This is a genomic window from Micromonospora sp. NRRL B-16802, from assembly GCF_001279555.1.
Taxonomy (GTDB): Bacteria; Actinomycetota; Actinomycetes; order Mycobacteriales; family Micromonosporaceae; genus Micromonospora; species Micromonospora profundi.
The window spans coordinates 198,793-222,334 of sequence record NZ_LGEB01000053.1; the positions used below are offsets into that span (position 1 = coordinate 198,793).

At 72.1% G+C, this 23,542-nt stretch carries 18 protein-coding genes; 7 read left to right on the top strand and 11 right to left on the bottom strand.

The window, feature by feature from the left end; all coding sequences use genetic code 11:
* Positions 1-75 precede the first annotated feature (75 nt).
* Complete coding sequence (locus tag ADK66_RS11230; protein ID WP_053654141.1) at positions 76-612, top strand: phospholipase; 537 nt, start codon at positions 76-78, stop codon at positions 610-612.
* 97 nt (positions 613-709) lie between these two features.
* Here ADK66_RS11230 and ADK66_RS11235 read toward each other — a convergent pair whose 3' ends face one another.
* Positions 710-3,553 (bottom strand): adenylate/guanylate cyclase domain-containing protein, encoded by a 2,844-nt coding sequence (locus ADK66_RS11235; protein WP_053654143.1) that lies wholly within the window; start codon positions 3,551-3,553, stop codon positions 710-712.
* Positions 3,554-3,703: 150 nt separating this feature from the next.
* Complete coding sequence (locus ADK66_RS11240; RefSeq protein WP_053654145.1) at positions 3,704-3,925, bottom strand: zinc ribbon domain-containing protein; 222 nt, start codon at positions 3,923-3,925, stop codon at positions 3,704-3,706.
* Between the two features lie 56 nt (positions 3,926-3,981).
* On the opposite strand from ADK66_RS11240, the gene ADK66_RS11245 reads away from it, so the two are divergent.
* The 3 genes from ADK66_RS11245 (at position 3,982) to ADK66_RS11255 (ending at position 9,830) form a co-directional block, all read left to right on the top strand.
* Positions 3,982-5,370, top strand: coding sequence for a lytic transglycosylase domain-containing protein (locus ADK66_RS11245; protein WP_053654147.1), 1,389 nt, complete (start codon positions 3,982-3,984; stop codon positions 5,368-5,370).
* Positions 5,371-5,442: 72 nt separating this feature from the next.
* Entirely contained in the window at positions 5,443-6,459 is a 1,017-nt protein-coding gene (locus ADK66_RS11250) for a GNAT family N-acetyltransferase (protein WP_053654149.1), read from the top strand.
* A gap of 92 nt (positions 6,460-6,551) precedes the next feature.
* Positions 6,552-9,830: a lamin tail domain-containing protein gene (locus ADK66_RS11255; RefSeq protein ID WP_053654151.1), complete on the top strand. Its 3,279-nt coding sequence runs from the start codon at positions 6,552-6,554 to the stop codon at positions 9,828-9,830.
* Positions 9,831-9,895: 65 nt separating this feature from the next.
* Here ADK66_RS11255 and ADK66_RS11260 read toward each other — a convergent pair whose 3' ends face one another.
* From ADK66_RS11260 to ADK66_RS11285, 6 genes are all read right to left on the bottom strand, one after another.
* Positions 9,896-10,411, bottom strand: coding sequence for a helix-turn-helix transcriptional regulator (locus ADK66_RS11260; RefSeq protein WP_053654153.1), 516 nt, complete (start codon positions 10,409-10,411; stop codon positions 9,896-9,898).
* A gap of 545 nt (positions 10,412-10,956) precedes the next feature.
* Entirely contained in the window at positions 10,957-11,940 is a 984-nt protein-coding gene (gene hemB, locus ADK66_RS11265; protein WP_053654155.1) for a porphobilinogen synthase, read from the bottom strand.
* Positions 11,941-11,959: 19 nt separating this feature from the next.
* Positions 11,960-13,540: a uroporphyrinogen-III synthase gene (locus tag ADK66_RS11270; protein WP_053654157.1), complete on the bottom strand. Its 1,581-nt coding sequence runs from the start codon at positions 13,538-13,540 to the stop codon at positions 11,960-11,962.
* On the bottom strand, positions 13,537-14,505 hold the full coding sequence (gene hemC / locus ADK66_RS11275; RefSeq protein WP_053654160.1) for a hydroxymethylbilane synthase: 969 nt from the start codon (positions 14,503-14,505) through the stop codon (positions 13,537-13,539). The genes ADK66_RS11270 and hemC overlap by 4 nt, the downstream gene beginning before the upstream one ends.
* Positions 14,502-15,899 (bottom strand): glutamyl-tRNA reductase, encoded by a 1,398-nt coding sequence (locus ADK66_RS11280; protein ID WP_053654162.1) that lies wholly within the window; start codon positions 15,897-15,899, stop codon positions 14,502-14,504. Before ADK66_RS11280 ends, hemC begins: the two co-directional genes overlap by 4 nt.
* Entirely contained in the window at positions 15,896-16,666 is a 771-nt protein-coding gene (locus tag ADK66_RS11285; RefSeq protein WP_053654163.1) for a redox-sensing transcriptional repressor Rex, read from the bottom strand. The genes ADK66_RS11280 and ADK66_RS11285 overlap by 4 nt, the downstream gene beginning before the upstream one ends.
* Before the next feature lie 451 nt (positions 16,667-17,117).
* Between ADK66_RS11285 and ADK66_RS11290 the strand changes: the two genes are divergently transcribed.
* Both ADK66_RS11290 and ADK66_RS11295 read left to right on the top strand, forming a co-directional pair.
* Entirely contained in the window at positions 17,118-18,422 is a 1,305-nt protein-coding gene (locus ADK66_RS11290; protein ID WP_053654166.1) for a sensor histidine kinase, read from the top strand.
* 50 nt (positions 18,423-18,472) lie between these two features.
* The gene (locus ADK66_RS11295) at positions 18,473-19,126 is read left to right on the top strand and encodes a response regulator transcription factor (protein WP_053654167.1); all 654 of its coding nucleotides are present in this window, start codon (positions 18,473-18,475) and stop codon (positions 19,124-19,126) included.
* On the opposite strand, the gene ADK66_RS11300 is transcribed toward ADK66_RS11295, so the two are convergent.
* Genes ADK66_RS11300 through ADK66_RS11310 form a run of 3 tightly spaced genes read right to left on the bottom strand, consistent with a single transcriptional unit; the run spans position 19,107 to position 21,737 of the window.
* On the bottom strand, positions 19,107-19,772 hold the full coding sequence (locus tag ADK66_RS11300; protein WP_053654169.1) for an HAD family hydrolase: 666 nt from the start codon (positions 19,770-19,772) through the stop codon (positions 19,107-19,109). The genes ADK66_RS11295 and ADK66_RS11300 overlap by 20 nt on opposite strands.
* A gap of 20 nt (positions 19,773-19,792) precedes the next feature.
* The gene (locus ADK66_RS11305) at positions 19,793-20,047 is read right to left on the bottom strand and encodes a glutaredoxin family protein (protein WP_053654171.1); all 255 of its coding nucleotides are present in this window, start codon (positions 20,045-20,047) and stop codon (positions 19,793-19,795) included.
* Positions 20,037-21,737 (bottom strand): AMP-binding protein, encoded by a 1,701-nt coding sequence (locus ADK66_RS11310; protein WP_082377424.1) that lies wholly within the window; start codon positions 21,735-21,737, stop codon positions 20,037-20,039. Before ADK66_RS11310 ends, ADK66_RS11305 begins: the two co-directional genes overlap by 11 nt.
* A 572-nt stretch (positions 21,738-22,309) precedes the next feature.
* Here ADK66_RS11310 and ADK66_RS11315 point away from each other — a divergent pair.
* Positions 22,310-23,272: an ECF subfamily RNA polymerase sigma factor, BldN family gene (locus ADK66_RS11315; protein WP_053654173.1), complete on the top strand. Its 963-nt coding sequence runs from the start codon at positions 22,310-22,312 to the stop codon at positions 23,270-23,272.
* Positions 23,273-23,542: the final 270 nt, after the last annotated feature.

The following is a 23,542-nucleotide window of genomic DNA, read 5'->3' on the forward strand; positions in this document are numbered from 1 at the left end:
GATCAGTTGATCGAGACTTGTCGACACCCGGTAACCCGCCGGTAACATCCCCGCTCACCCCCGCGGAGGTCACCCGTGCCCCGACGTCTCACCACAATGCTCGCCTCGGGCGCGCTCGCACTGCTCGCCAGCCTCGCTGTCGCCTCCCCCGCCGCAGCCGTCACCCCCCAGCAGAAGCTGTCGGTGCTGTCCAGTTGGACGCAGACAAGCGCGTCCAGCTACAACTCGTGGAACAGCGCCCGGGTCAACAGGGCACCCTGGGCCGACTACAACTTCAACTGGTCCACCGACTACTGCTCGTCGAGCCCGGACAACCCGCTCGGGTTCACCTTCAACCTGAGCTGCTACCGGCACGACTTCGGCTACCGCAACTACAAGGCCGTCGGGCAGTTCTCCGGCAACAAGGCCCGTCTGGACAACGCCTTCTACGCCGACCTGAAGCGGGTCTGCGCCACGTACAACGCGGTCGTCCGTCCGGCCTGCAACAGCCTGGCCTGGACCTACTACCAGGCGGTCAACATCTTCGGGTCGGTCGCCGCCGTCCAGCAGGCGGACATCGACCGCGCTGCCCGGATGAAGGCCGACGCCGAAGCCCGCGCCGCCGCCCGCTGAGCATCGCCCCACTCTTCGGTGCGGCCATTCAGCGATACCGGATGGCCGCACCGAAGATCGCCAGCGACACCATCTCGTGCGAGATCGGGCGTGACGATCAGGCCCGTTCGGTGCGACCGGCCGGACGCCGATCCTGCTCCGCACCGGCCTGCTGGGGCGCGGAGGCCGCCGGCATGGTGCTGAAGCGTGTCGAATCCGCCGCCAGGTCCGGGTGTTCCACGTCGAGCGCCAGCGCGACAGCCTCGTCCAACCCCAACTCGGCACCCTCGCCGTACGCGTCGTCGAACGCCGCGTCACCCAACACCCCGCGCAGCTCCGCCTGCTGGTCGGCCCAGTAGCCGCCGTAGATGCCCGGCGTACCCCGCATGCTCGCCCGCGTCACCTGCGCCGCTCCGAACAAGCGGGCGGCGGTCGTCCGCTCCCCACTCAGCGCGCAGCGCACAGCTATCGCGTTCAACGTGTCGCACGCTCGGCCGTGGTAGCCGTGGTACATCCGGGAACGCAACGCCACAAGCAGGTGCTCGTGCGCGGCGATCACGTCGCCCCGGGCCAACGCGACCATCCCGAGCAGCATGTCCACCGAACGCCGGCCCCGCTCCACAGGCCGCGCCGCCTCCACCGGCCGCGCCGCCCCGAGCAGTTCGGCCGCCTCCTCCAGCTCGCCACGCCGCCACAGCAACTGGGCGAGGCTGAACACGGCGAACAGCGCCTCGCCGACGACGTCCTGCCCGTGTGCCCAGTCGATGACCTCCCGGCACACACGCTCGGCCTCGACGAACTGCCCCATGTCGACAAGCGGCGCCGCCCGGCCGGCGAGCACCCGGGCCAGCAGCCCGGCGTCACCGGCCTGCCGCGCCGCCGCCTCCGCCCGCTGCGAGTAGCGCAGCTCCTCGGCGAACTCCCCGTCGGCACCGGCGTGCAGCGAATGCATGTGGTACGCCGCCGCCAGCTCCGCCTCCGGAATCCGCTCGCCCGTCTCGGCGATCCGCCCGTACAGCCGGAACAGCCAGAGCCGCCCCTCCCGGGCCAGCCCACGCTCGCGCCACCACTGGTCCAGGCCCCCGGCCAGCCGCAGGCCGGCACGGGCGCTGCCGCCGGTCGCGCACCACCGCAGCGCGGCCCGCAGCTCGTCGGCGAGCGGGTCCAGCGTGTACAGCGACAGCGTCACCGGCCGACCGTCCGGGCCCAGATGCGCCCGCTCCAACGCGTGCACCGACCAGGCCACGTGCCGGTCCCGGGCCGCCTGTTCCTCACCGGCCTCGACCAGCCGCCGCGCCGCGTACGCGCGGATCGGGTCGAGCATCCGGTACGAACTGCCGGTCGCACGCGGCTCGGCAAGCACCATCGACTTGTCCACGAGCACCGACAGCGGATCCAGCGGGTCGTCCCCCAGCAGCCACTCCACGGTCGGAAGGTCCACCGGCCCGGCGAACACGGCAAGCCACCGCAGCAGCCGCGCGGCCCGGGGGCCCAACGTCCGGTACGACCAGGTGACTGTGGCCTGCATCGTCAGGTGGCGTTCGGTGGCGGAACGCTGCACAGCCCTGCTCGCCGGGGTGGGCGGTGGCGTACCGATCGCCGCCGCCACCAGGTCCACGGTGTCCTGCTGGTTACCCGACCAGCCCCGCTCCACCGGCGGCGGCTCCGGATCCTCCCGACCCGCGTCCAACGTGCCGAGCACGTCCTCCAGCCGCTCGGCGAGCTGACCTACCGAGAGCACCCGCAGCCGGGCCGCCGCCAACTCGATGGCGAGCGGCAGCCCGTCCAACCGCTGCACCACACGGCGCAGATCGGCCGACTCGGCGGCCTCCGGTTGCCGGCCGCCGCGCGCCGCCGCCGTACGGTCCAGCAGCAACGCCACCGCGTCGCTCTCCGCGCCGTCCGGACGCGGGTCGACCGAGAGCGGCGGAATCCGCCACACGACCTCACCGGGCAGGCTGAACGATTCGCGGCTGGTCGCCAGCACCCGCACGCCGCCCCCGCCGGACAGCAGCCGCGAGATCACCTCGGCGCAGGCGGACGGCTGCGCGTCGCAGGTGTCCAGCACGACGAGCATCCGGCGGCCGGCCGCGTACTCCACGAGGGTGTCCATCATGGGCCGGCCCGGCTCGGGTCGCAGCCCGAGCACGGCGGCGACCGCGAACGCCACCAGCCCCGGGTCGGTCACCGCCGCGATGTCGACGAACCACACCCCGTCCGGGTACGCCTCGACGACCCCACCGGCCAGCTCGACGGCCAGCCGGGTCTTGCCCGCGCCACCCGCGCCCAGCACTGTGACCAGTCGATGCTGCTCCACCAGCCGACTCAGTTCGGCGCGTTCGACCTGCCGGCCGACGAACGACGTCACCTGGGTAGGCAGGTTGTGCGCCACAGCGTCGGCGGTGCGGGGACGAGGGAACTGCCGCTCCAGCCCCGGTGCGACGAGCTGAAACAGCCGCTCCCGGTCGTCGAAGCCGCGTAGTCGGTGCAGGCCCAGGTCGAGCAGTGTGGCACCGGGCGGCAACGGATCGGCCCGGCGGGCAGTCGACGCCGAACAGAGCACCTGCCCGCCGTGCGCCGCCGCGGCAACCCGCGCGGCGCGGTGCACCTCGGGGCTGGCGTACTCCCCGTCGCCCGGCTCGGCGTAACCGGTGTGCAGGCCCATCCGCACCCGCGGGGCGGCCTCCGCCGTGGGCCAGTCGTGACTCGCCAGCGCCCGCTGGGCCGTCAGGCACGCGGTCAGCGCCGCCGCCGGGTCGTCGAAGGCCAGGAAGAACGAGTCGCCCTCGGTCAACAGCTCCGCGCCACCGGTGGCGGCGAGCGTACGACGCAACAACCGGCGGTGCTCGGCGAGCACCGGACGGTAGTCCGCGCCAAGCAGCTGGGCCAGTCGGGTCGAGCCCTCGATGTCGGTGAACACGAAGGTCACCCAACCGCTCGGGAGCTGGATCCGTGGCGACATGCGTGGAACCTCCGCCCGTAACGTCGGGTTCATGCTGCCTGAGTCCGAGCAGTCACGCATCGTGAGAACGGCCGGGCACGTGCCGCCTCAAGGTGCCACTCGGGCCCGCTCCCGGCAAGGCCCGCCCACCGGTCGGACGCGAACGGCCGATCAGCAGCCGCAGGCGCCGCCGCAGCAGCCACCTCCGGCGGGCGCGGGCGCACCACCGGCGGAACCGCCGGCACCGCGGCCGGTGACCGCCACAGCGGACAGCAGCTTGACAGTGTCGGCATGACCCTGCGGGCAGGCAGCCGGCGCGCCGGCCTCGACCATCGGGCGGTTGACCTCGAAAGTGTCGCCGCAGGCGCGGCAACGGAACTCGTACCGGGGCATGACAACCAGGGTACGTGGACCTGACGCCCACCGGGGACATGAGTGATACTCGACGGGTGGTGGACGGCGAGGACGAGACGCGTGTGCGACCGCTGCGACCCGCCGCGCCGCTGGACGGGCCGCTCGAAGGCTCGGGAGCGGCACCGGACCCGGCGGCCCGGGTCGTGCCCCGCCCTCGCCGGCCCTGGTTGAGCGGCAGAAGACCGGACGCGAAGACCAGCCCGACCCGCGACGCCGCCCCAGCGGCCGACGCGGCCGACCCGGCAACCATCCCGACCAGCGACGCCGGCCCGGCGAGCGGCGCGACCGTCACCGACTCCCCGCCGACGGATGCCACCGTCGCGGACCCGAAGACGACCACCGTCGCGGACCCGAAGACGACCACCGTCGCGGACCCGAAAGCGGCCACCGTCGCGGGCCCGGCCGCGACCATCGTGGACGGCGTGGCCGTCCCGCCGGCGCCCCAGAGTGGCCGGCGGCGACGCGTGCCGTTCGCGCACGCTGTTCGCCTGCCCCCGCGCCAGGCCGCGGCGACCGCCGTTCAGGTGACCCGCGACTGGTCGCGCCGGCCCAGCGGCCGACTCGCTCTTCCCGGCCTCTTCCTGTTGGCTCTCGTGGCGGCGACGGCCGCGGCGGGTGCGCTGCTCGTTCCCGCGACCATCCGCGCGCCCCGGCCCGTGGCCGTCGACGCCTCGGTCCCGCCGACCGGGGCCGTACCACGGTTGACACCGCCCGGCCCGGCGCCCACCGGCCCCCTACCGACGGGGGCACTGCCGACCGCTCCGCTGCCCACCGGCCCGCTCCCCACCGCCCCGCTGCCCGGCGGTGGGTTGCCAGGTGGGCCGGGCGGTGGGCTGCCGGGCGGCGGTGGCCGCCCCTCGGACGCCCTGGCCGGCTGGGCCCAGCAGGTCGGCGCCAAGGTCGGCATCCCCCCGGTCGCCATGCAGGCGTACGGGTACGCCGAGTGGGTGCTCTCCCAGACCAACCGCAGCTGCGCGTTGAGCTGGACCACGCTCGCCGCGATCGGTCAGGTCGAGTCCGGCCACGGCTCGGCCAACGGCGCGCGGCTCGGGCCGGACGGCAGGGCCCTGCCGGAGATCATCGGTTTGCCGCTGGACGGCAACGGCGGCCGGATGCGGATCATCGACACCGACCGTGGGGTGCTCGACAAGGACACCACCTACGACCGCGCGATCGGGCCGATGCAGTTCATCCCGACCACCTGGCAGGAGATCGGCGCAGACGCCGACGGCGACGGCGTCAAGAACCCGCACGACCTGGACGACGCCGCGCTGGCGGCCGGCAACTACCTGTGCAAGGGCGGCCGGAATCTCAGCATCCCCGGCGACTGGTGGAACGCGATCCTGTCGTACAACGACGTACGCCGGTACGCCCAGGCCGTCTACGACACGGCGAACCGATACGGACAAGCCAGCCGCACGTGAAGTGATCGTCCGCATACATTGGAGAACTGGACACTTCCCCCGGGCAGCTGTTAGCGGCAAGCTAGACGAGTGATGGTGCGCGAGTGGGACCCCAGGACCGCGTCGTCCGCCGAGATCGCGTCGCTGCTGTCCACGCTGAACGCGGTTCTGGCGGCCGATCTTCCGCAGGACCCGCCCTGGCGGGAGACCTCCCTGCGGGAATACCTCGCTGAGGTGATGCCCGGCGAACGGCGAATCTCCTGGATCGCCCAGGCCGAGCCGACCGGCCCTGACGAGCCTGGCGCGGTCCTCGGGCAGGTGCATGTGCTGCTCCTCGGTGACATCGGCGTGATCGAGGTGCTGGTCCACCCGTCCGTACGCCGCACCGGTCTCGGCCGTGACCTGGTGTTGCGGGCCGCCCGGCGGGTCTACCAGGAGGGCTTCCAGTCGATCGGCGTCGAGGTGGTCGGCGACACGCCGGCGGTGGGTTTCTACGAGTCGCTCGGCTTCACCAAGGAGTACGTGGAGACGCGCAGCGTGCTCGACCTGGCCACTGTCGACTGGGCCGAGTTGACCGAGATGGCAAACGGGCTCGGCTCGGGCTATCACCTGGAGTTCTGCCCTGGCGGCCCACCGGACGACCTGATCGAGTCGTACGCGCGGGCCAAGGCCGAGGTGCGCGACGTGGACGACGGCGAGCTGCGCCCCAGCTCGTACGACCCCGAGCGGCTTCGGGACAGCTTGAACACCCTGCACCGCCGGGGCATGAAGCCGTACATCGTGCTCGCACAGCATGAGCAGAGCGGCGAGGTGGCGGGGCTGACCGAGGTGGTGGTGCCGGCGCAGCACCCGACCCGCGCCGACCAGTACGACACGATCGTCGTGCAGAGTCACAGGGGCTACGGCATCGACCGGGCGATCAAGGCCCGGATGCTGCTGGAGCTGCGTTCCGCCGAGCCTGAGCTGGCCGAGGTGCAGACCTGGAACGCGCAGGCCAACGAGGCCATGCTCAAGGTCAACGCGGAGCTTGGCTACCGGCCCGACCGGGACTGGTGCGAATACAGCGTCGATGTCGCCGAGTTGGTGCACCGGCTCGATCCGCCGCGCTGAGGAATTCACGAAACTGTCCAATGAGGGATGGACGGTGGACAGCCGCGCACCTTAACGTGCGTTGACTCCTGTCCACCCATCGTGGAGGCCCTATGCGCCCGCGCCGCACCATGGCTGTGCTCGCGACCGCCACCGCCGCTGTTACCGTCGCGGCTCTCGGCGTCGCACCCACCGCGGCCAGCGCCGCGCCCACCGACCTTTTCATCTCCGAGTACGTCGAGGGCTCGTCGAACAACAAGGCGATCGAGCTGTTCAACGGCACCGGCGCGGCCATTGACCTGGCCGCTGGCGGCTACCAGCTCCAGCTCTACTTCAACGGTTCCACCACGGCGACCACCATCGCGTTGACCGGCAGCGTCGCAGCCGGGGACGTGTTCGTGTTCGCCAGCGCCTCGGCCGGGGCCGCGATCCTCGCCCAGGCCGACCAGACCACCGGTGCGGGCCTGTTCAACGGCGACGACGCGATCGTGCTGCGCCGGGGTGCCGCAGTGCTCGACTCGATCGGCCAGGTGGGCGTCGACCCCGGCACCGAATGGGGTGCCGGCGTCACCAGCACTGCCGACAACACGCTGCGCCGGCTGCCGTCGGTGACCGCTGGTGACACCGACCCGTCGGATCCGTTCGACCCGGCCGCGCAGTGGGCCGGCTTCCCGGTCGACACGTTCGACGGGCTCGGCGCGCACACCGTGGACGACGGCGGCCCGGTCGACGTACCGGCCACGCTGACCTGTGGCGGACCGCTGGTGACGGCCTCGGGAACCGCGGCGACCCGTGAGGTCACCGCCACCGACCCGGACGACACGATCGTCGACCTGGCGGTGACCGGGGTCAGCCCGACGCCGGCCACCGGGTCGATCACCCGTACCGCTGTCACCCCCGCCGACGGGGTTGGCGGCACCGCCCGCGCCACGATCGGCACGAGCGCCGACCTCGCCGCCGGGGCGTACACCGTCACCGTCACCGCGACCGACGCGGACGGCGGCAGCGCGAGCTGCGCGCTTGCCGTGCAGGTCACCCGGGAGCTGACAGTCGGCGAGGTGCAGGGCCCGACCACCGACGCCGAGTCGGGGCCGACCGACCGGTCACCGCTCGCGCCGGCGAGCGGCAACGGCACGAGCAGCACGATGTACGACGTACGCGGCGTGATCACCCAGTTGACCCGGGCGCGTACGTCGGCCGGGGCGGAGCAGCATGGTTTCTTCCTGCAGAGCCGCACCGGTGACACCGACGGCGACCCGACCAGCTCCGACGGCATCTTCGTGTTCATGGGCACGTTCACCTCGTTGATCGGCGGCTACGTGCCGACGGTCGGCGACGAGGTGGTGCTCCGGGCACGGGTGTCGGAGTACTTCAACTTCACCCAGCTCTCCGGTGCCTCGCTGGTCCGCCGGATCGCCACCGGTCTGGATGTGAACTCGGCGGTCGCGGTGACCGACGCGGTGCCGCCCGTCGAGTTGACCGACGCGCAGCGCTTCTGGGAGCGGCACGAGGGCTCCCGGATGCGGGTACGCGCGGGCAGCGGCGCGGTGAGCGGCCGGGACGTCTTCTCGTCCACAGCCGACGCCGAGCTGTGGGTGGTCGACCGGGACGACCCGCTGTTGGACCGCGCCGACCCGTACGCCCGGCGGGTCTTCCGGGACTCGCACCCGCTGGACAACGACCCGACCCGGCGCTTCGACGACGGCAACGGGCAGCGCGTGCTGCTGGGCAGCATGGGCGTGAAGGCCACCGCCGGGGACAGCGCCGCGCTGCTCCCCCCGGTACGCACGTTCGACACGCTGCGCGCGGACGCGGTGGGCGGCGTCTACTACTCGTTCGAGAAGTACGGCGTGCAGGTCGAGCAGGCGGACTTCGCCGCCGGGGCCGACCCGTCGCGGAACAGCCCGCCGAAGCCTGCCGACCGCTCGCAGGAGCTGGCGGTCGCCACCTACAACGTGGAGAACCTGTACGACTACCGCGATGACCCGTTCGACGGCTGCGACTTCGCCGGTAACGCCGGCTGCACCGGCGTCACCCCGCCGTTCGACTACGTGCCGAGCAGCGAGGCGGACTACCGGGAGCACCTGACCGCGCTCGCCGACCAGATCGTCAAGGATCTGCACGCACCGGATCTGATCCTGGTGCAGGAGGCCGAGGACCAGGACATCTGCACGGTGTCCGGGACGGTGCTGGCCTGCGGTGACACCGACAACGCCGACGGCGCGCCGGACAGCATCCAGGAGCTGGCGCTCGCGGTGGCGGCGGCCGGCGGGCCGGCGTACGCCGCTGCCTATGACCGGACCGGCGCGGACGCCCGCGGCATCACCGCTGCCTTCCTGTACCGCACCGACAGGCTCTCGCTTGCCGCAGCGACGGCTGGCGACCCGCTGTTGGGGTCGGCGCCGACCGTCCAGTACCGCGCTGCGGGGCTGCCGGGCAACGCCGACGTGCAGAACCCGAAGGCCCTCAACGCGGTGCTGCCGGCAGACGTGGACACCTCCACCGGGCGGGACGGCAACAACGTCTTCACCCGCGCTCCCCAGCTGGGCAAGTTCAGCGTGGCCGCGGCACCCGGCTCGACCGAGCGGTTCACCCTGTACGCGCTGAGCAACCACTACTCCTCCGGCCCCGACAGCCGGGTGGGGCAGCGTCGGGAGCAGGCGGCGTACGGCGCGGCGATCGTCACCGCCATCGAGGCGTCCGACGCGCACGCGCGTGTGGTGTACGGCGGGGACCTGAACGTCTTCCCGCGTCCGGACGACCCGATCGCGACGGGCAGCCAGCCCACCCCGTCGGACCAGCTCGCCCCGCTGTACGAGGCGGGCCTGCACAACCTGTGGGACAACCTGGTCGCGGACGTGCCGTCGTCGGCCTACTCGTACAGCTTCGAGGGGCAGGCGCAGACGCTCGACCATCTGTTCGTCAACGACGCGCTCTACGGCGATCTGGTGCAGGTGCGGGCGGCGCACATCAACGCCGACTGGCCGGCCGAGTTCACAGCTGACGGGTCGCGCGGTTCCAGCGACCACGACCCGCAGGTGGCCCGGTTCCGCTCGCGGGCGTCGTTGACGGTGGCCGACACGGCTGTGGTCGAGGGCAACCAGGGAACCCGGCAGCTCACCTTCACCGCCACCGTGTCCCGGCCGCTGTCCCAGCCGGTGCTGGTCTGCGCCGCCACCGTCGGTGTGACCGCGCAGGTCGGCTCGGACTTCGACCCGTACGTCGGTTGCCGGACCCTTGCCGCCGGGCAGACGTCGGTCGCCTTCCCGGTGACCGTGCGCGGTGACCGCAAGCGGGAGTCGGACGAGAAGCTGACGCTACTGGTGGCGGGTGTGCCCGGGTTGCGCCTGGCCGATCCACTGGCGGTGGGCACCATCACCAACGACGACTGACGTCGCGCGTTCCCGGTGAGGCCCGCAGGTCCGTTCCGGACCGGCGGGCCTCACTGGTGTCAAGGTCAGACCACCCCGCGCGGGGGCCACGGCGGTCGGGGCAGGTGCCGGTGTTGGGCCACACGCACCTCCCACTGGCTAAGGCGCCGCATCGCGTCCCGAATTGCCCGGTCGCGGTAGAACGTCTCAGGCGGGCGGGCCAGCCCGTAGATGTCCGCCCACCACTCACCCAGCTCAGGGTCGAGAATGGTGTCGAGGTGCGACGGGTAGCGACGCTCGGCGCCGTTGTACGTGTCCTGCCAGTCCCGCATCGGTTTCAGCACCCGGCCGAACTCGTCCACCACGGCCAGCCGGCAGCCCACCACACCGATGATGCGCCGGAGCAGGACGATGCTCGGCACCATGCGGCCGGCCTCGATTCGGCCAATGGTGGCATGGTGCACACCCGCCCACCTGGCCAGCTCGCGCTGGCTCAGGTCGGCGCGACGGCGGACCGCCCGAACGATGCCGGCGGCCGGCCAGGGCGCATCGGAGGGCTCGGTGAGGAGGGCCGGCTCGGGTGCGGCAGACGAATCACTCATGCCGCCACCGTCCCGCCTGGTGGAGTTGGCCGCAATCCCGCTTGCCGGGCCTGTGGACAACTAGCTGACCTGTGGACAACGCCTGCGGCTCGGCGGGTAACTTTCCGTGCTTGCGGCGCCAATTACACCGCCGCTACAGCGCGTCACAGGGCTGCACGCTGCCCCCGTCGGGCAGCCAGACCAGGCCAGGCCCACCACCGGACTGACCAGGAAGGCTCCGATCCTCGTCAGCAGACACACCACCCCACGCCCGCCCCCTTTGCTCTGCAGCTCAATATGCGCCGAAAGCGGAGGGTGAGCGTCGCCGTCATGGGTGCAAAGCAAAGGCGGGAGGAGGCGTGGTGGCGGCTCGTCATGTGGTTACGCTCCGCAAGCCGTTATTGCCGGTGGGTCCACAGGTCGGTCGGTCCGCGGGCCGGCACGTCCGGGAATCTCTACCGCGCCGCCCGTCGACGGGATACCCGGTCAGGACGCGCTAACCGTGCGCGAGCCGGTACCGCCCCCACACGCTCGGAAGACAGCGTGGCCGGGGTCGGACCTCGGGGTCAGTATCGCTCGCGCAGGAGCTGGGCGGCCTCGACCGCCCAGTACGTGAGGATGATCTGGGCTCCGGCCCGCTTGATCGAGGTCAGCGTCTCCAGAATCACCCGCTCGCGGTCGATCCAGCCGTTCGCGGCGGCCGCCTCGACCATCGCGTACTCCCCGGAGACCTGGTAGGCGGCGACCGGGACGTCCACCGCGGCCCGGACCGCCGACACCACGTCGAGGTACGGCAGCGCCGGCTTGACCATCACCATGTCGGCGCCCTCGGCGACGTCAAGCGCCACCTCGCGCAGCGACTCGCGCAGGTTGGCCGGGTCCTGCTGGTAGGTGCGTCGGTCCCCCTCCAGCGCAGACTCCACAGCGTCCCGGAACGGACCGTAGAACGCCGAGGCGTACTTCACGGCGTACGCCAGCACTGCCACGTCCTGGTAGCCGGCCGCGTCGAGCGCCCGGCGTATGACGCCGACCTGGCCATCCATCATGCCGGACGGCCCGACCACGCCGACCCCGGCGGCGGCCTGGGCCACCGCCATCTCGGCGTACGCGGCCAGGGTGGCGTCGTTGTCCACCTCACCGCCGGGGGTGAGCAGCCCGCAGTGCCCGTGCGAGGTGAACTCGTCCAGGCACAGGTCGCCCATCACTACGGTGTTGTCGCCCACCTCGGCCACCACGTCGCGGATGGCGACGTTCAGGATGCCGTTCGGGTCGATGCCGCCGGAGCCTGTCGGGTCACGCCGCTCGGGCACCCCGAAGAGCATGATCCCGCCGACACCGGCCTGGACCGCCTCGGCGGCAGCCTTGCGCAGCGAGTCCCGGGAGTGCTGGAGCACCCCCGGGAGCGACGCGATGGCCCGGGGCTCGGTCAGCCCCTCCTTGACGAACATCGGGACGATCAGCTCGGCCGGGTCGACCCGGGTCTCGGACACCAGCCGCCGGATCGCCGGGGTGCGGCGCAGCCGGCGTGGCCGGATCTCGGGGTACGACATGTTCGGCCTCCTCGGACGGCTACCGGAAGCGCAGGGCGGTCGGCCCCTGCACCTTCGAGCCGCGGCGCTGCTTGGCTGGCATGGCGGCCAGCTTCTCGCGCAACTCGACGGCGTAGGCGGCGAGCGCCTCCACCAGGTCGGGCACCGAGGCGTGCGGCGGCTGGACGTCGACCCGCAGGCCGAACTCCGTCGCGGTCTCCGCCGTCTTGGGCCCGATCACAGCAACAACGGTACGGGCGTGCGGCTTCCCCGCGATACCGACGAGATTGCGCACTGTCGAGCTGGACGTGAAGAGCACGGCGTCGAATCCGCCCGACTTGATGGCGTCCCGGATCTCGGCGGGCGGCGGCGCGGCCCGCACCGTCCGGTACGCGGTCACGTCGTCGACCTCCCAGCCGCGCTCGGTGAGCCCGGCGGCGAGCGTCTCGGTGGCGATGTCGGCGCGCGGCAGCAGCACCCGGCCCACCGGGTCGAGGATCTCGTCGTGCGGCGAGAACTCGGCAAGCAGCCCTTCGGAGGACTGCTCCCCGGCGGGGATCAGCTCCGGCTGGATGCCGAACGCGCGGACCGCGTCCGCAGTGGCCTCACCGATGCAGGCGATCTTGACGCCGCCGAAGTGCCGGGCGTCCAGCCCGTGCTCGGCGAACTTCTCCCAGACCGCGCGGACCGCGTTGACCGAAGTGAAGATCACCCAGGCGTATCGGCCGTCGACAAGACCCTTGACGGCCCGCTCCATCTGCGCCGGGGTACGCGGCGGCTCGACAGCGATGGTCGGCACCTCACACGGGATCGCCCCGTACGCCCGCAGCCGGGCGCTCATCGCGCCGGCCTGCTCCTTGGTACGCGGTACGAGCACCTTCCAGCCGTACAGCGGGCGGTTCTCCCACCAGCTCAGCTTGTCGCGCTGCCCCACACCGGCACCGATGGTGAGCACCACCCGGCCGGTGAAGCCGAGCGCGGCGGCCACGAAGCTGTCAACTGTCGACGTCGTCGTGTACTGGGTCTCGCCGGTGCCGTCGCCGGTCACCCCGACGCCCGTGGTGCCGTCGATCCCGGCGGCCAGCAGACCGTCCCGGACGGCGGCGAGATCACCGGCGTCCACAGCGAGCGCGAGCGAACCCCGACCGACGGCAGCGGCCAGCGCCTCGAAGTCCAGCGCTGTGACGTCCTCGACGTCGGCGGCCGTACGCACGCCAGGCAACGGAACACCCGCGTAGGTGGCCACGCCCTCGGCCTGGCCGACACCGGGCACCACCTCGAAGTGGGCGGCGGTGCGGGCCACCGCCTGCACCTCCTTGACCACCGAGTCGTGGCCGAACGGGTCGCCGGCCACCAGGTGCACCGCGTTCAGCCCGGACCGGGCAGCGGAGATCAACACCTTCGCCACGTCCCCCGGTGCGCCTTCGGCAGGCGTGAACTGGGCGTCGTCCCTGGCCTCGGCGCGTACGACGGCGAGCAGGGAGTCGGGGACTCCCCGGTCGTAGATGACCTGGTCGGCGTCTACCAGGGCGTCGTGCGCCCGACGGGTCAGCAGGCCCGGGTCACCGGGGCCCGCCCCGACGAATGCGATACGACCGACGGGCTTACGGGTGCGGGTCATTCTGTGCTCCCAAATTCCTGGGTCCCCGGGCCGGTGTGTCCTTCGTGGCCGAGGATCGAGTCGGCGCCGAGTTCGAGGAGTTCGGCGGCGAGTGCCTTACCGATCTCCGCCGCGTCGGCGGGCGTTCCGGTGCGGGACAGCCGAAGGTCACGAGTGCCATCCGGACTGATCACCGCCCCGCGCAGGTAGATCTCATCGCCGGTGTCACCTTCGGCGAGTTCCGCATAGGCGGCGACGGGTGCGCTGCACCCGGCCTCCAGGGTTGCCAGCAACGCGCGTTCCGCGGTGACCGCGGCGTGCGACGGTGCGTGATCGAGCAGCGCGAGCAGCTCGATCAGGTCCTGATCGTCGGCCCGGCACTCCACGGCCAGCGCGCCCTGGGCGGGTGCGGGCAGCATCAGCATCGGGTCCAACGTCTCGGTGATCACATCGGCCCGACCGAGTCGGGCAAGCCCGGCCCGCGCCAGTACGACGGCGTCCAGGTCGGCGTCGGGGCCGAGCACCCGGGCCAGGCGGGTGTCCACGTTGCCGCGGATCGGTGTGACCTCAAGTTGCAGGCCGAGGGCGTTCAACTGGGCGATGCGACGCAGCGCGCCGGTGCCCACTGTCGCCCCGGGTGCCAGTTCGGTGAGCGTCCGACCGTCGCGGGCGATCAGCGCGTCGCGCGGATCCTGCCGGGGCGGAACGGCCGCGACGAGCAACCCGCCGTCGCTCGCGGTGGGCAGATCCTTGTAGGAGTGCACAGCGAAGTCGATGGTCCGGGCGGTGAGCGCGTCGCGCAGCGCGGAGACGAACACCCCGACGCCGAGCCGGTGTACAGGCGCGTTGGACTGGTCGCCGGCGGTGAGCACCTCGACCAGCTCGACCGGCCGGCCGGTGGCGGCGGTCAGCGCCTCGGCGACCTGACCGGACTGGGCCATCGCCAGGGCGCTGCCCCGGGTGCCGAGTCGCAGGGGGGCGGTCATCGGGCACCTCCGGTGGGCGGGGCGGGGTCGGGGGTGTCCGCGCCGACCGTCGGGTCGACGCCCGCGAGCGCCGCACCGAGGTCGGGGGTCAGCACGTCGGGGACGGTGTCCACCGGCGAGGTCTGCGGCACCTGAAGGTCGAACAGCTCACGCAGCAGTGCCGCGTACTGGTCGCCGCCGGGCTCGGCGGCGAGCTGGCGGACCTTGACGGTGGGCTGGTGCAGCAGCCGCTGCACCACCCGGTGCACGGTGCGGGCCACCTCGGCGCGCAGGTCGTCGCCGAGGTCGGGGCGACGCTGGGCCAACCGGCGTAGCTCGGCGGTGACGACGTCGTCGGCCCGGCCGCGCAGCGCGGCCACGGTGGGTGCCACGTCGGCGCCGCGCAGCCAGGTGAGGAAGCTCTCCACCTCGCCGAGCACGATCTGCTCGACGGCGGCGGTGTCGGCGGCGGCGGGACCGTCGGCGAGCAGCCCTGCCATCCGGTCGATGTCGATCACCTCGACGCCGGGCAACTCGGCGACGCCCTCCTCGACGTCGCGCGGCACGGCGAGGTCGAGCAGGACCAGCGGGCCCCGGCCCAGATCCCGCTCGGCAAGCGCGGCGGTGACCACCTGGCGGGTGAGGACCGGTTCAGCGGACGCGGTGGCGGCCACTACGATGTCCACTGTGGAAAGGGTGTCGGTCAGCTCGGTCATCGGCGCGGCGCCCGCCCCGTACGACTGGGCGAGCCGGACGGCCCGGTCGAGGCCCCGGTTGGTGACGGTGAGCGGCCCCGCACCCAGGCGCGACAGCGTGGCCACCCCGAGTGAACCCATCGCACCGGCACCGATCACCAGGGCGGGACGGTCGGCGAGGTCGCCGTCGAGGTGCCCGGCGGCCAGCTCCAGTGCGGCGGTGACCACGCTCTGGCCGGCCCGGTCGATGCCGGTCTCGGAGTGGGCCCGCTTGCCGACCCGCAGCGCCTGCTGCATCAGCTCGTGCAGCAGACGGCCGGCCGAGTCGGCGCCGCTGGCCCAGTGGTAGGCGTCACGCAACTGGCCGAGGATCTGCGCCTCGCCGACCACCATCGAGTCGAGACCGCTGGCGACCCGGAAGACGTGGTCCACGGCTGCGGTGTCGTAGTGCACGTACAGGTGACTGGCGAGCGCCGCCGGCTGGCAGCCGGCCTGCTCGGCCAGGACGGCGCAGATGTCGCCGAGCCCACCGTGGAAACCGGACACGGCGGCGTAGACCTCCACCCGGTTGCAGGTGGAGACGAGCACCGCCTCGCTCACGTACGGCTGAGCGACCAGGCGGTCGAGGGTGCGGGTGAGGTCGGCTGGGGGTACGGCCAGCTGCTCCAGCGTGGCGACCGGGGCGGTCCGGTAGGACGCGCCGACGACAAGCAGTTTCACGTGCCGATCGCCTCCTGGGTGTCGGTGGTCGCGAGCCCGCCCGGCAGAGCGGTGAGGGCGGACCCGCCGGTGGCGGGCAGCGCGATCAGCGACGCCTTGCGGTGCTCGTGGAAGGACAAAATCTGCAGCTCGATGGCGAGGTCGACCTTGCGCACGTCGACTCCCTCCGGCACCGAGAGTACGCACGGCGCGAAGTTGAGGATGCTCGTCACGCCGACCGCGACAAGCTGGTCGGCGACGCTCTGGGCGGCCGCGGCGGGGGTGGCGATCACGCCGATGGCCAGCGATTCCGCAGCGGCGACCGCCGGAAGCTCGTCGACATGTCGGACAGTCAGCCCATTGATCTCTTCGCCGACACGGGACGGGTCGGCGTCGAGCAGCGCCACGATCCGGAAACCGCGGCCCGCGAAGCCGTCGTAGCCGGCCAGAGCGTGACCGAGATTACCCACGCCCACCAGAGCGACGGCGCGACGTTGGGTGAGCCCGAGCACATACTCGATCTGTTCGATCAACAACGCGACGTCGTAGCCGACACCCCTGGTGCCGTACGAGCCGAGGTGCGAGAGGTCCTTGCGGAGCTTTGCGGAGTTGACCCCGGCGGCGGCGGAGAGGCCCTCGCTGGAGACCGTCTCGTGGCCGGCGTCGGCGAGGTTGTGGAGCGCGCGCAGGTACTCCGGGAGCCGAGCGACGGTCGCCTCGGGTAGGTCCGGGAGCGTCGGTACGGCACCGGCGCGGCCGGACGCGCCTGGGTGACGGTGCTGACTCATGAGACTCCGTGCGGTGCGATCCTCGGCCAACGTCGCAGGTCGGCCGCTTGTGGACTCCCGCTGGCGACCGAGATTGCCGGCTGTGCTAGCAGGGCGCGTCGGAACTACAGAGTAGGCGCTTGTGAAGACGTGCACAAATCGCGATCTTGTCGCCCCGTGACGCGGCCTCACCAGCACCTCCCTTTCGCAAGATCGATTCAGCAGCCAACCGACTGTCGGCCGCTCGGGGCGATTATTGCTCAATCCCGACTTCTCTGACTAATTCCGCGCCGTGCGTCACTAACTCCGCGATCTTGCAGTTGCTGCCCCCGCAGTAGCCCCATACCGGGCAATCTGGCGACCACAAGTGCAAGATCGACGCGCCGGAGGAGGTCGGGGTAGGGACAGCACTACGGGAGAGAGGCTGGGCTTCGGGATGGGGACGGGCAGCCTCGGTGCCTAGCCTTTTGGCATGACCGCCGCTACCGCCGCCAGCGATCCCCGGACGCTGGCACCCAGCATTCCCCGCCAGCTCTTCGTCGACTCCGGGTACGTGCTGCTCGGCCTCCCCCTGGCCGTGGCCAGCTTCGTCGTCCTCGTCGTGGGCCTCGCGGTCGGCGTCGGTCTGGTGGTCACAGTGATCGGCCTGCCGATCCTCAGCGGCACCCTGTACGCCGCCCGTGGGCTCGCCGACATCGAGCGGCTGCGGCTGCCCGCAGTCCTCCGGCAGCCCCGGATCCGGCCGCACTACCGGCTACCCGAAGCGGGAGCGAACGCCTGGCGGCGGATCTTCGTACCGATCCGGGACGCCCAGTCCTGGCTCGATCTTGCGCACGGCATCCTGCGGCTGGTCGCGGCGGTGGGCACCTTCGTGGTGACCCTGGTGTGGTGGGCCGCCGCGATCGCAGGCTCCCTCTACTGGGCGTACGACTGGGCGCTGCCCCAGGCCGACGCCGACGGAGACAGCGACCTGGCACAACTGCTCGGCCTGGGCGACTCGACAACCGCCCGGATCGGGCTGTACACCGCGCTCGGGGTGTTCTTCCTGATCACGCTGCCGATCGTGGTCCGGGGCTGCGCGCTGCTCCAGGCCAGCTTCGCCAAGGCCATGCTGACCGGGGTGGCCGAGATGCGCGACCGGATCACAGTGCTGGAGGAGCAGAAGCGCGCAGCCGTGTCCGCCGAGGCGTCCGCCCTGCGTCGGCTGGAACGCGACATCCACGACGGCCCCCAGCAGCGCCTGGTCCGGCTGGCGATGGACCTCAGCCGGGCCCGGCTCCAGCTCGCCTCCGACCCGGAGGCCGCCGGCCGGACCATCGACGAGGCGGTCACCCAGACCCGGGACACCCTCGCTGAACTGCGGGCGTTGTCCCGGGGCATCGCCCCGCCGATCCTGGTCGACAGAGGGCTGCCCAGCGCCCTGGCCGCGCTCGCCGGCCGAGGGCTGATCCCCATCGAGCTACAGGTGGACCCGCAGCTCGGCACGCCCGGCGGGCGGCTCGACCCGGCGGTGGAGAACACCGCGTACTTCGTGGTGGCCGAGGCGCTGACGAACATCGCCAAGCACAGCCGGGCCACCGAGGCCACTGTCGCCGTGACCCGGCACGGCACCCACCTCCAGGTACGGGTGGGCGACGACGGGCAGGGCGGCGCCGACCTGGCCAAGGGGCACGGTCTGGCCGGCATCGCCGACCGGGTCCGGGCTGCCGGTGGCGAGCTGACAGTGATCAGCCCCACCGGTGGGCCCACCGAGATCCGGGCCGATCTCCCACTGTGAGCGAGCATCGAGACCCGCACGGGAGTCCCGACGTGGTAGACACCACACCCATGCGCATCGTGATCGCGGACGACGCCGTCCTGCTCCGGGAAGGGCTGGTGCGGCTGCTGACCGAGAGTGGGCACCAGGTGGTGGCCGCCGTCGGCGACGGCGACGCGCTTGTCGAGGCGGTGGTGGAGCACCGGCCGGACGTGTCGATCGTCGACGTCCGAATGCCACCGACACACACCGACGAGGGGCTGCGGGCGGCGGTGGAGGCCCGCCGGCTGGTGCCGCGTACGCCGATCCTGGTGCTCTCCCAGTACGTCGAGGTGTCGTACGCCGACGACCTGCTGGCCACCGCGGGCGGGTCCGGCGGCGGGATCGGCTACCTGCTCAAGGACCGGGTGGCCGCTATCGAGGAGTTCCTGGACGCGCTGCGCCGGGTGGCGGCCGGCGGCACTGTGCTCGACCCGGAGGTGGTGAGCCAGCTCTTCGCACGCCGACGCCGGGACGACCCGCTGCGCGAGCTGACCCCGCGCGAACGCGAGGTGCTGTCCCTGATGGCCGAGGGGCGGTCCAACACGGCGATCGCCCGCGCCCTCGTTGTCAGCGACGGCGCGGTGGAGAAGCACGTGCGCAACATCTTCACCAAGCTCACCCTCCCACCGGACACCGAGCAGCACCGGCGGGTGCTTGCCGTCCTCACGTACCTGCGGAACTGACCTTGCCGGTGGCCAGTGCCACCGCGTCGGTGAGGGTGTCGGCGACCGGGTGGCCGGAGGCGCGCAGCCGGGCCGGGTCGGTGAAGCCGCCGGTGTAGAGCACCGCCCGGCCGCCGACGGCCAGCGCGGCGTCCGCGTCGTCGATGGAGTCGCCGATGAGCACCACCGAGCTGCCGTCCACGCCCAGCTCGGCCAGGTGCCGTTCGAGCGACTCGGCCTTGCGTCCGCCACCGACCGTGGCCCGCAGCCCGTCCACCCTGATGAACCGGCCGGTCAACCCGTAGGTGTGCACTGTCGGCACCAGCTCCTCGTGGAACCACATGGACAGCAGGCTCTGGCTGCCGTCCCAGCTGGCCATCGCCGTCTGCGCGTCGGCGGCAAGCTCGCAGGTGGTCAGACCGGTTCGGTACGCGTCGTGGAAGATCCGGTCCAGCCGGCCGAACGCCTCGTCGTCGACGGCCTTGCCGAGCACCTCGGCGTAGTAGTCGGCGATCGGCCGGCGGAACCTCGTCCGATGCTCCTCGGAGGTGACCGACGGCCCTCCCACGCTTGCGAACGCGGCGTTGGTGGCGGCCACCACCAGGCTGAGATCGTTGAGCAGGGTGCCGTTCCAGTCCCACACCAGGTGGGGGTGCGCAGGGCTCATCCGAGCACCATAGGTGCGATTCAGAGCTGGGGGGTGGTCAGGTCCCGCAGCAGCCGGTCCTCCTCCACCCGCCAGTAGCCGTGCTCCTTGCCGTCGAGCATCACCACCGGCAGCCGGTCCCCGTACTCCCGTTCCAGGTCCTGGTTGTCGCTCACGTCCCACTCGACCCACCTGTCGCCGGTGACCGCCACCACCCGGTCGAGCGCCGCCTTGGCGTCGTCGCACAAGTGGCAACCGGGCCTGGTGATCAGAGCGAGCCGGGCGTCACTGGCCATCGGTTACCTCCGTGCGGGTGTCGGCGGATGCGGGCGGGCCGGCTGGCGTCGCCGACCGGAGCTGGATCTTGCGTACCTTGCCGATCGCCGAGTGTGGCAGGGCGTCGACGAACTCGACGGCGGTCGGGCACTTGAACCGGGCCAGGTTCCGTGCGCAGTGGGCGAGCAACTCCTCGCTTGTCACCGGCCGCCCCTGTGCCGGCACCACGTACGCCCGCACAGTCTCGCCGGTCCGAGGGTGCGGCACACCCAGTACCGCCGACTCGGCCACCCCGGGGTGCCCGCCGAGCACCAGCTCCACCTCGCGCGGATAGACGTTGAACCCGTTCACCAGGATCAGCTCGCCGAGCCTGTCGACGAGGAAGAGGTCACCGTCGGCGTCGGCGTAGGCGACGTCGCCGGTAGGCCACCAGCCGTCGGCGTCCGGGCCGTCGCGGCCGTCCGGCCAGTAACCGGCGAACAGGTTGTCGCCGGCCACGACGATCTGCCCCGGGTCGGTGCCCGGCGCGATGTCGGAGATGTCCAGCTCATCGAGGTCGTCGTCGGGCACGGCCTCGCCGTCGCGCCACAGGTCCACACCGTCCGGGTCGACCAGGCGCAGCCGCACGCCGGGTAGCGGTCTGCCGATCGAGCCCGCCTTGGCCACCCCGCCGACGAGGGTCGTGGTGAGCATCGGCGCGGTCTCGGTGAGGCCATACCCGATGTGCACAGGGTGTCCGGTGGCCTCGGCGAAGCGCGCCGCGACCGCGCGCTCCAGCGGCGCCGCGCCACACACCGCCACCCGCACCGACGCCGTCGCCGCGCGGGCCTCCGGCGCGTCGGCCCAGGTCAGAAACATCGACGGTACGCCCGCCAGCACGCTGACCCGGTGCCGCGCGATCTCGTCCAGTCCCGCGGTGGGCCCCAGCTCGTCGAGCAGCACCCCTGTCGCGCCATGGCGGACGACAGCGCCGAGCCCCGAGTTGAGCCCGTACGCGTGAAACAGCGGCAGCGCCAGCAGCACGGTGTCCGTGGGGCCGACCACCGGCGGGTCGATCCGGTCGACCTGTTCGTGGTTGGCCAGCAGCGCCCGGTGGGAGAGCATCGCTCCCTTCGGGCGGCCCTCGGTGCCGGAGGTGTAGAGCAGTACGGCCAGGTCGTCGCCGCCCCGGGACGGAAGCGCCGACGGCCCGGGCGCCCCGGCGGTCGGCGACGTGGCGTGCGCAGCGGCTGGCGGCGTGCCGTACGCAGCGGTCGGGGGCGTGGCGTGCGCAGCGGTCGGCGGCGTGCCGTGCACAGCGGTGAGCACCGGCAGCTCGGCAGCCACCTCGGCGACCAGGCTCCGGACCCGGTCGGTGCCGATCAGCACCGACGCGCCGGAGTCGGCGAGCACGTGCCGCAGTTCCGGCGCGGTGAGGCCGGGGTTGACCGGGACGGCGACCAGCCCCGCCCGCAGGGTGCCGAGCAGGCCGATCACGAAGTCGGGGGTGTTGGGCAGTGCGATGGCGACGCGGGGCGGTGTGCCGCCGGGCTCGGTGGGTGGCGCGACGGCGGCCAGGCCGTGCGCGGCGGCGGTCACCGCGACGTCCAGTTCGGACCAGTTGATGCTCTCGTCCCGCCAGTGCAGCGCGGGCTTGTCGCCGTGGTGGAGAGCCGCCCCGCGGACCGGGTCGGCGAGGTTCGGCGCGGAGTCTGCCGCTGCGTCCTGCACGGTGATCGAGTCTGGCACAGCGGGCGGCGACAGACCATGCGCGACAGTCGATCGCGAGCACCGCTCAGGTCCCGCCAGCGGGACCGGATATGTGCCGTCCACGGTGCTGACGGGTCCCCCTGATGGGACGTGCGTTGCCCCCGGTCGACGGGCCGGACACACACCATCCACCGTCGGTCGTGGTGAAGCGGCCGACCGGCCAATGTGCTCCGAGCAGGGACTTCGTCCTGGATCACCGGCCCGGCGGAAAGTCAACCGCACACGACGGACAAGCGGTCCGCCATGTGTGCGACACAGGGGGAAATACTTCCGCCCTGTGTAACGGACTTGCCACGCGCGGGTGACGTTGGCCCTATTATCACTCGGGTCGGCTCACCCCATTTGCCGTGAGTCGACACCCCTCAGCCCGAGGAGGCCCCCGTGCCTGTGAGCGCATTGGACCAGCACCTCAAGGGGAACTGCCGCCTGTCGGCACACCCCGGAACCGTCCTACCCGACCGGTTGCCCGGTCGGTCCGCACCGACGACGCGCAGACCGGCCCGCCCGGCGAACGACGGGACGGGGGCGGCGCGGTGACCGCCTTCGGTTACGCGGAACGCCCGGTCGGCCTGACCGGTCAACAGACCCGCGCCCAGGTCAACGAGCGTCCGGCGGCCCGTGCGCCGCTCGACGACCAGCACGGTGCCACCATTCGGGGTGACACTGCGGCGCAACGGACCCGCAATCGTCCACACACGAACGAGCCGCCACCGAGACCAGCGGTCCCCGGCGGCAACGCGATGCCGACGGGTGGCCGGGTCGTCGCACCGGCCCGGCCGACAATGCCGGCCCAGGGCCGCCGCGTCGGCGACACACCTGCGGTGACAAGCGATCCGGCAGCGGGCGAGACGGCGGTGATCCCGGCCGTTCAGGCCACCACCACCACGACGACGACCCCTACCGGGTTCCCCAGCCGACCGGACCCGTCCGACCCGGCCACCGAGGTCTGGACGCTCATCGAGCGCGCCCAGGCCGGCGAGTCCGAGGCGTTCGGCCTCATCTACGACCGGTACGTGGACACCGTGTTCCGGTTCGTCTACTTCCGGGTCGGCAACCGCCAGCTCGCCGAGGACCTCACCTCGGACACCTTCCTGCGCGCCCTCAAGCGGATCGGCAGCTTCACCTGGCAGGGCCGCGATCTCGGCGCCTGGCTGGTGACAATCGCCCGCAACCTGGTCGCCGACCACTTCAAGTCCGGCCGGTACCGGCTGGAGGTCACCACCGGCGACGTACTCGACGCCGATCGGGAGGACCGGGGCCCGGAGGGCAGCCCGGAGGCGGCGGTGGTGGAGCACATCACGAACGTCGCGCTGCTCACCGCCGTGAAGCAGCTCAATCCGGAGCAGCAGGAGTGCATCGTGCTGCGGTTCCTGCAGGGCTTCTCGGTGGCCGAGACGGCACGTGCCATGGGCAAGAACGAGGGCGCAATCAAGGCACTCCAGTACCGGGCTGTCCGGGCGCTGGCGCGGCTCCTGCCGGACGGCTTCCAGCCGTAGTGGTTCGGCGGGCGGTCGGAGCGCTGATCTGCGTTTGCGCAGCTCAGAGCCGCTTTCGCGTGGTGACGGCCATCACTTTCGGTGATTTCCGCTCCGCCCGGCCCGTAACCCGTGCCCCGTCCGCCGCGTTTCTCCGGGTGCGACCGGTGGTTGTCCCGGCAGGCCCGGGACACCGAGGTCCGACCGGTACGCCGGACGGCACCTCACCTCCGTGGTGTCACACTGCCGACCGGTCGCTGGCAACGACGGCGGCCGACCGGCCGTGACCAG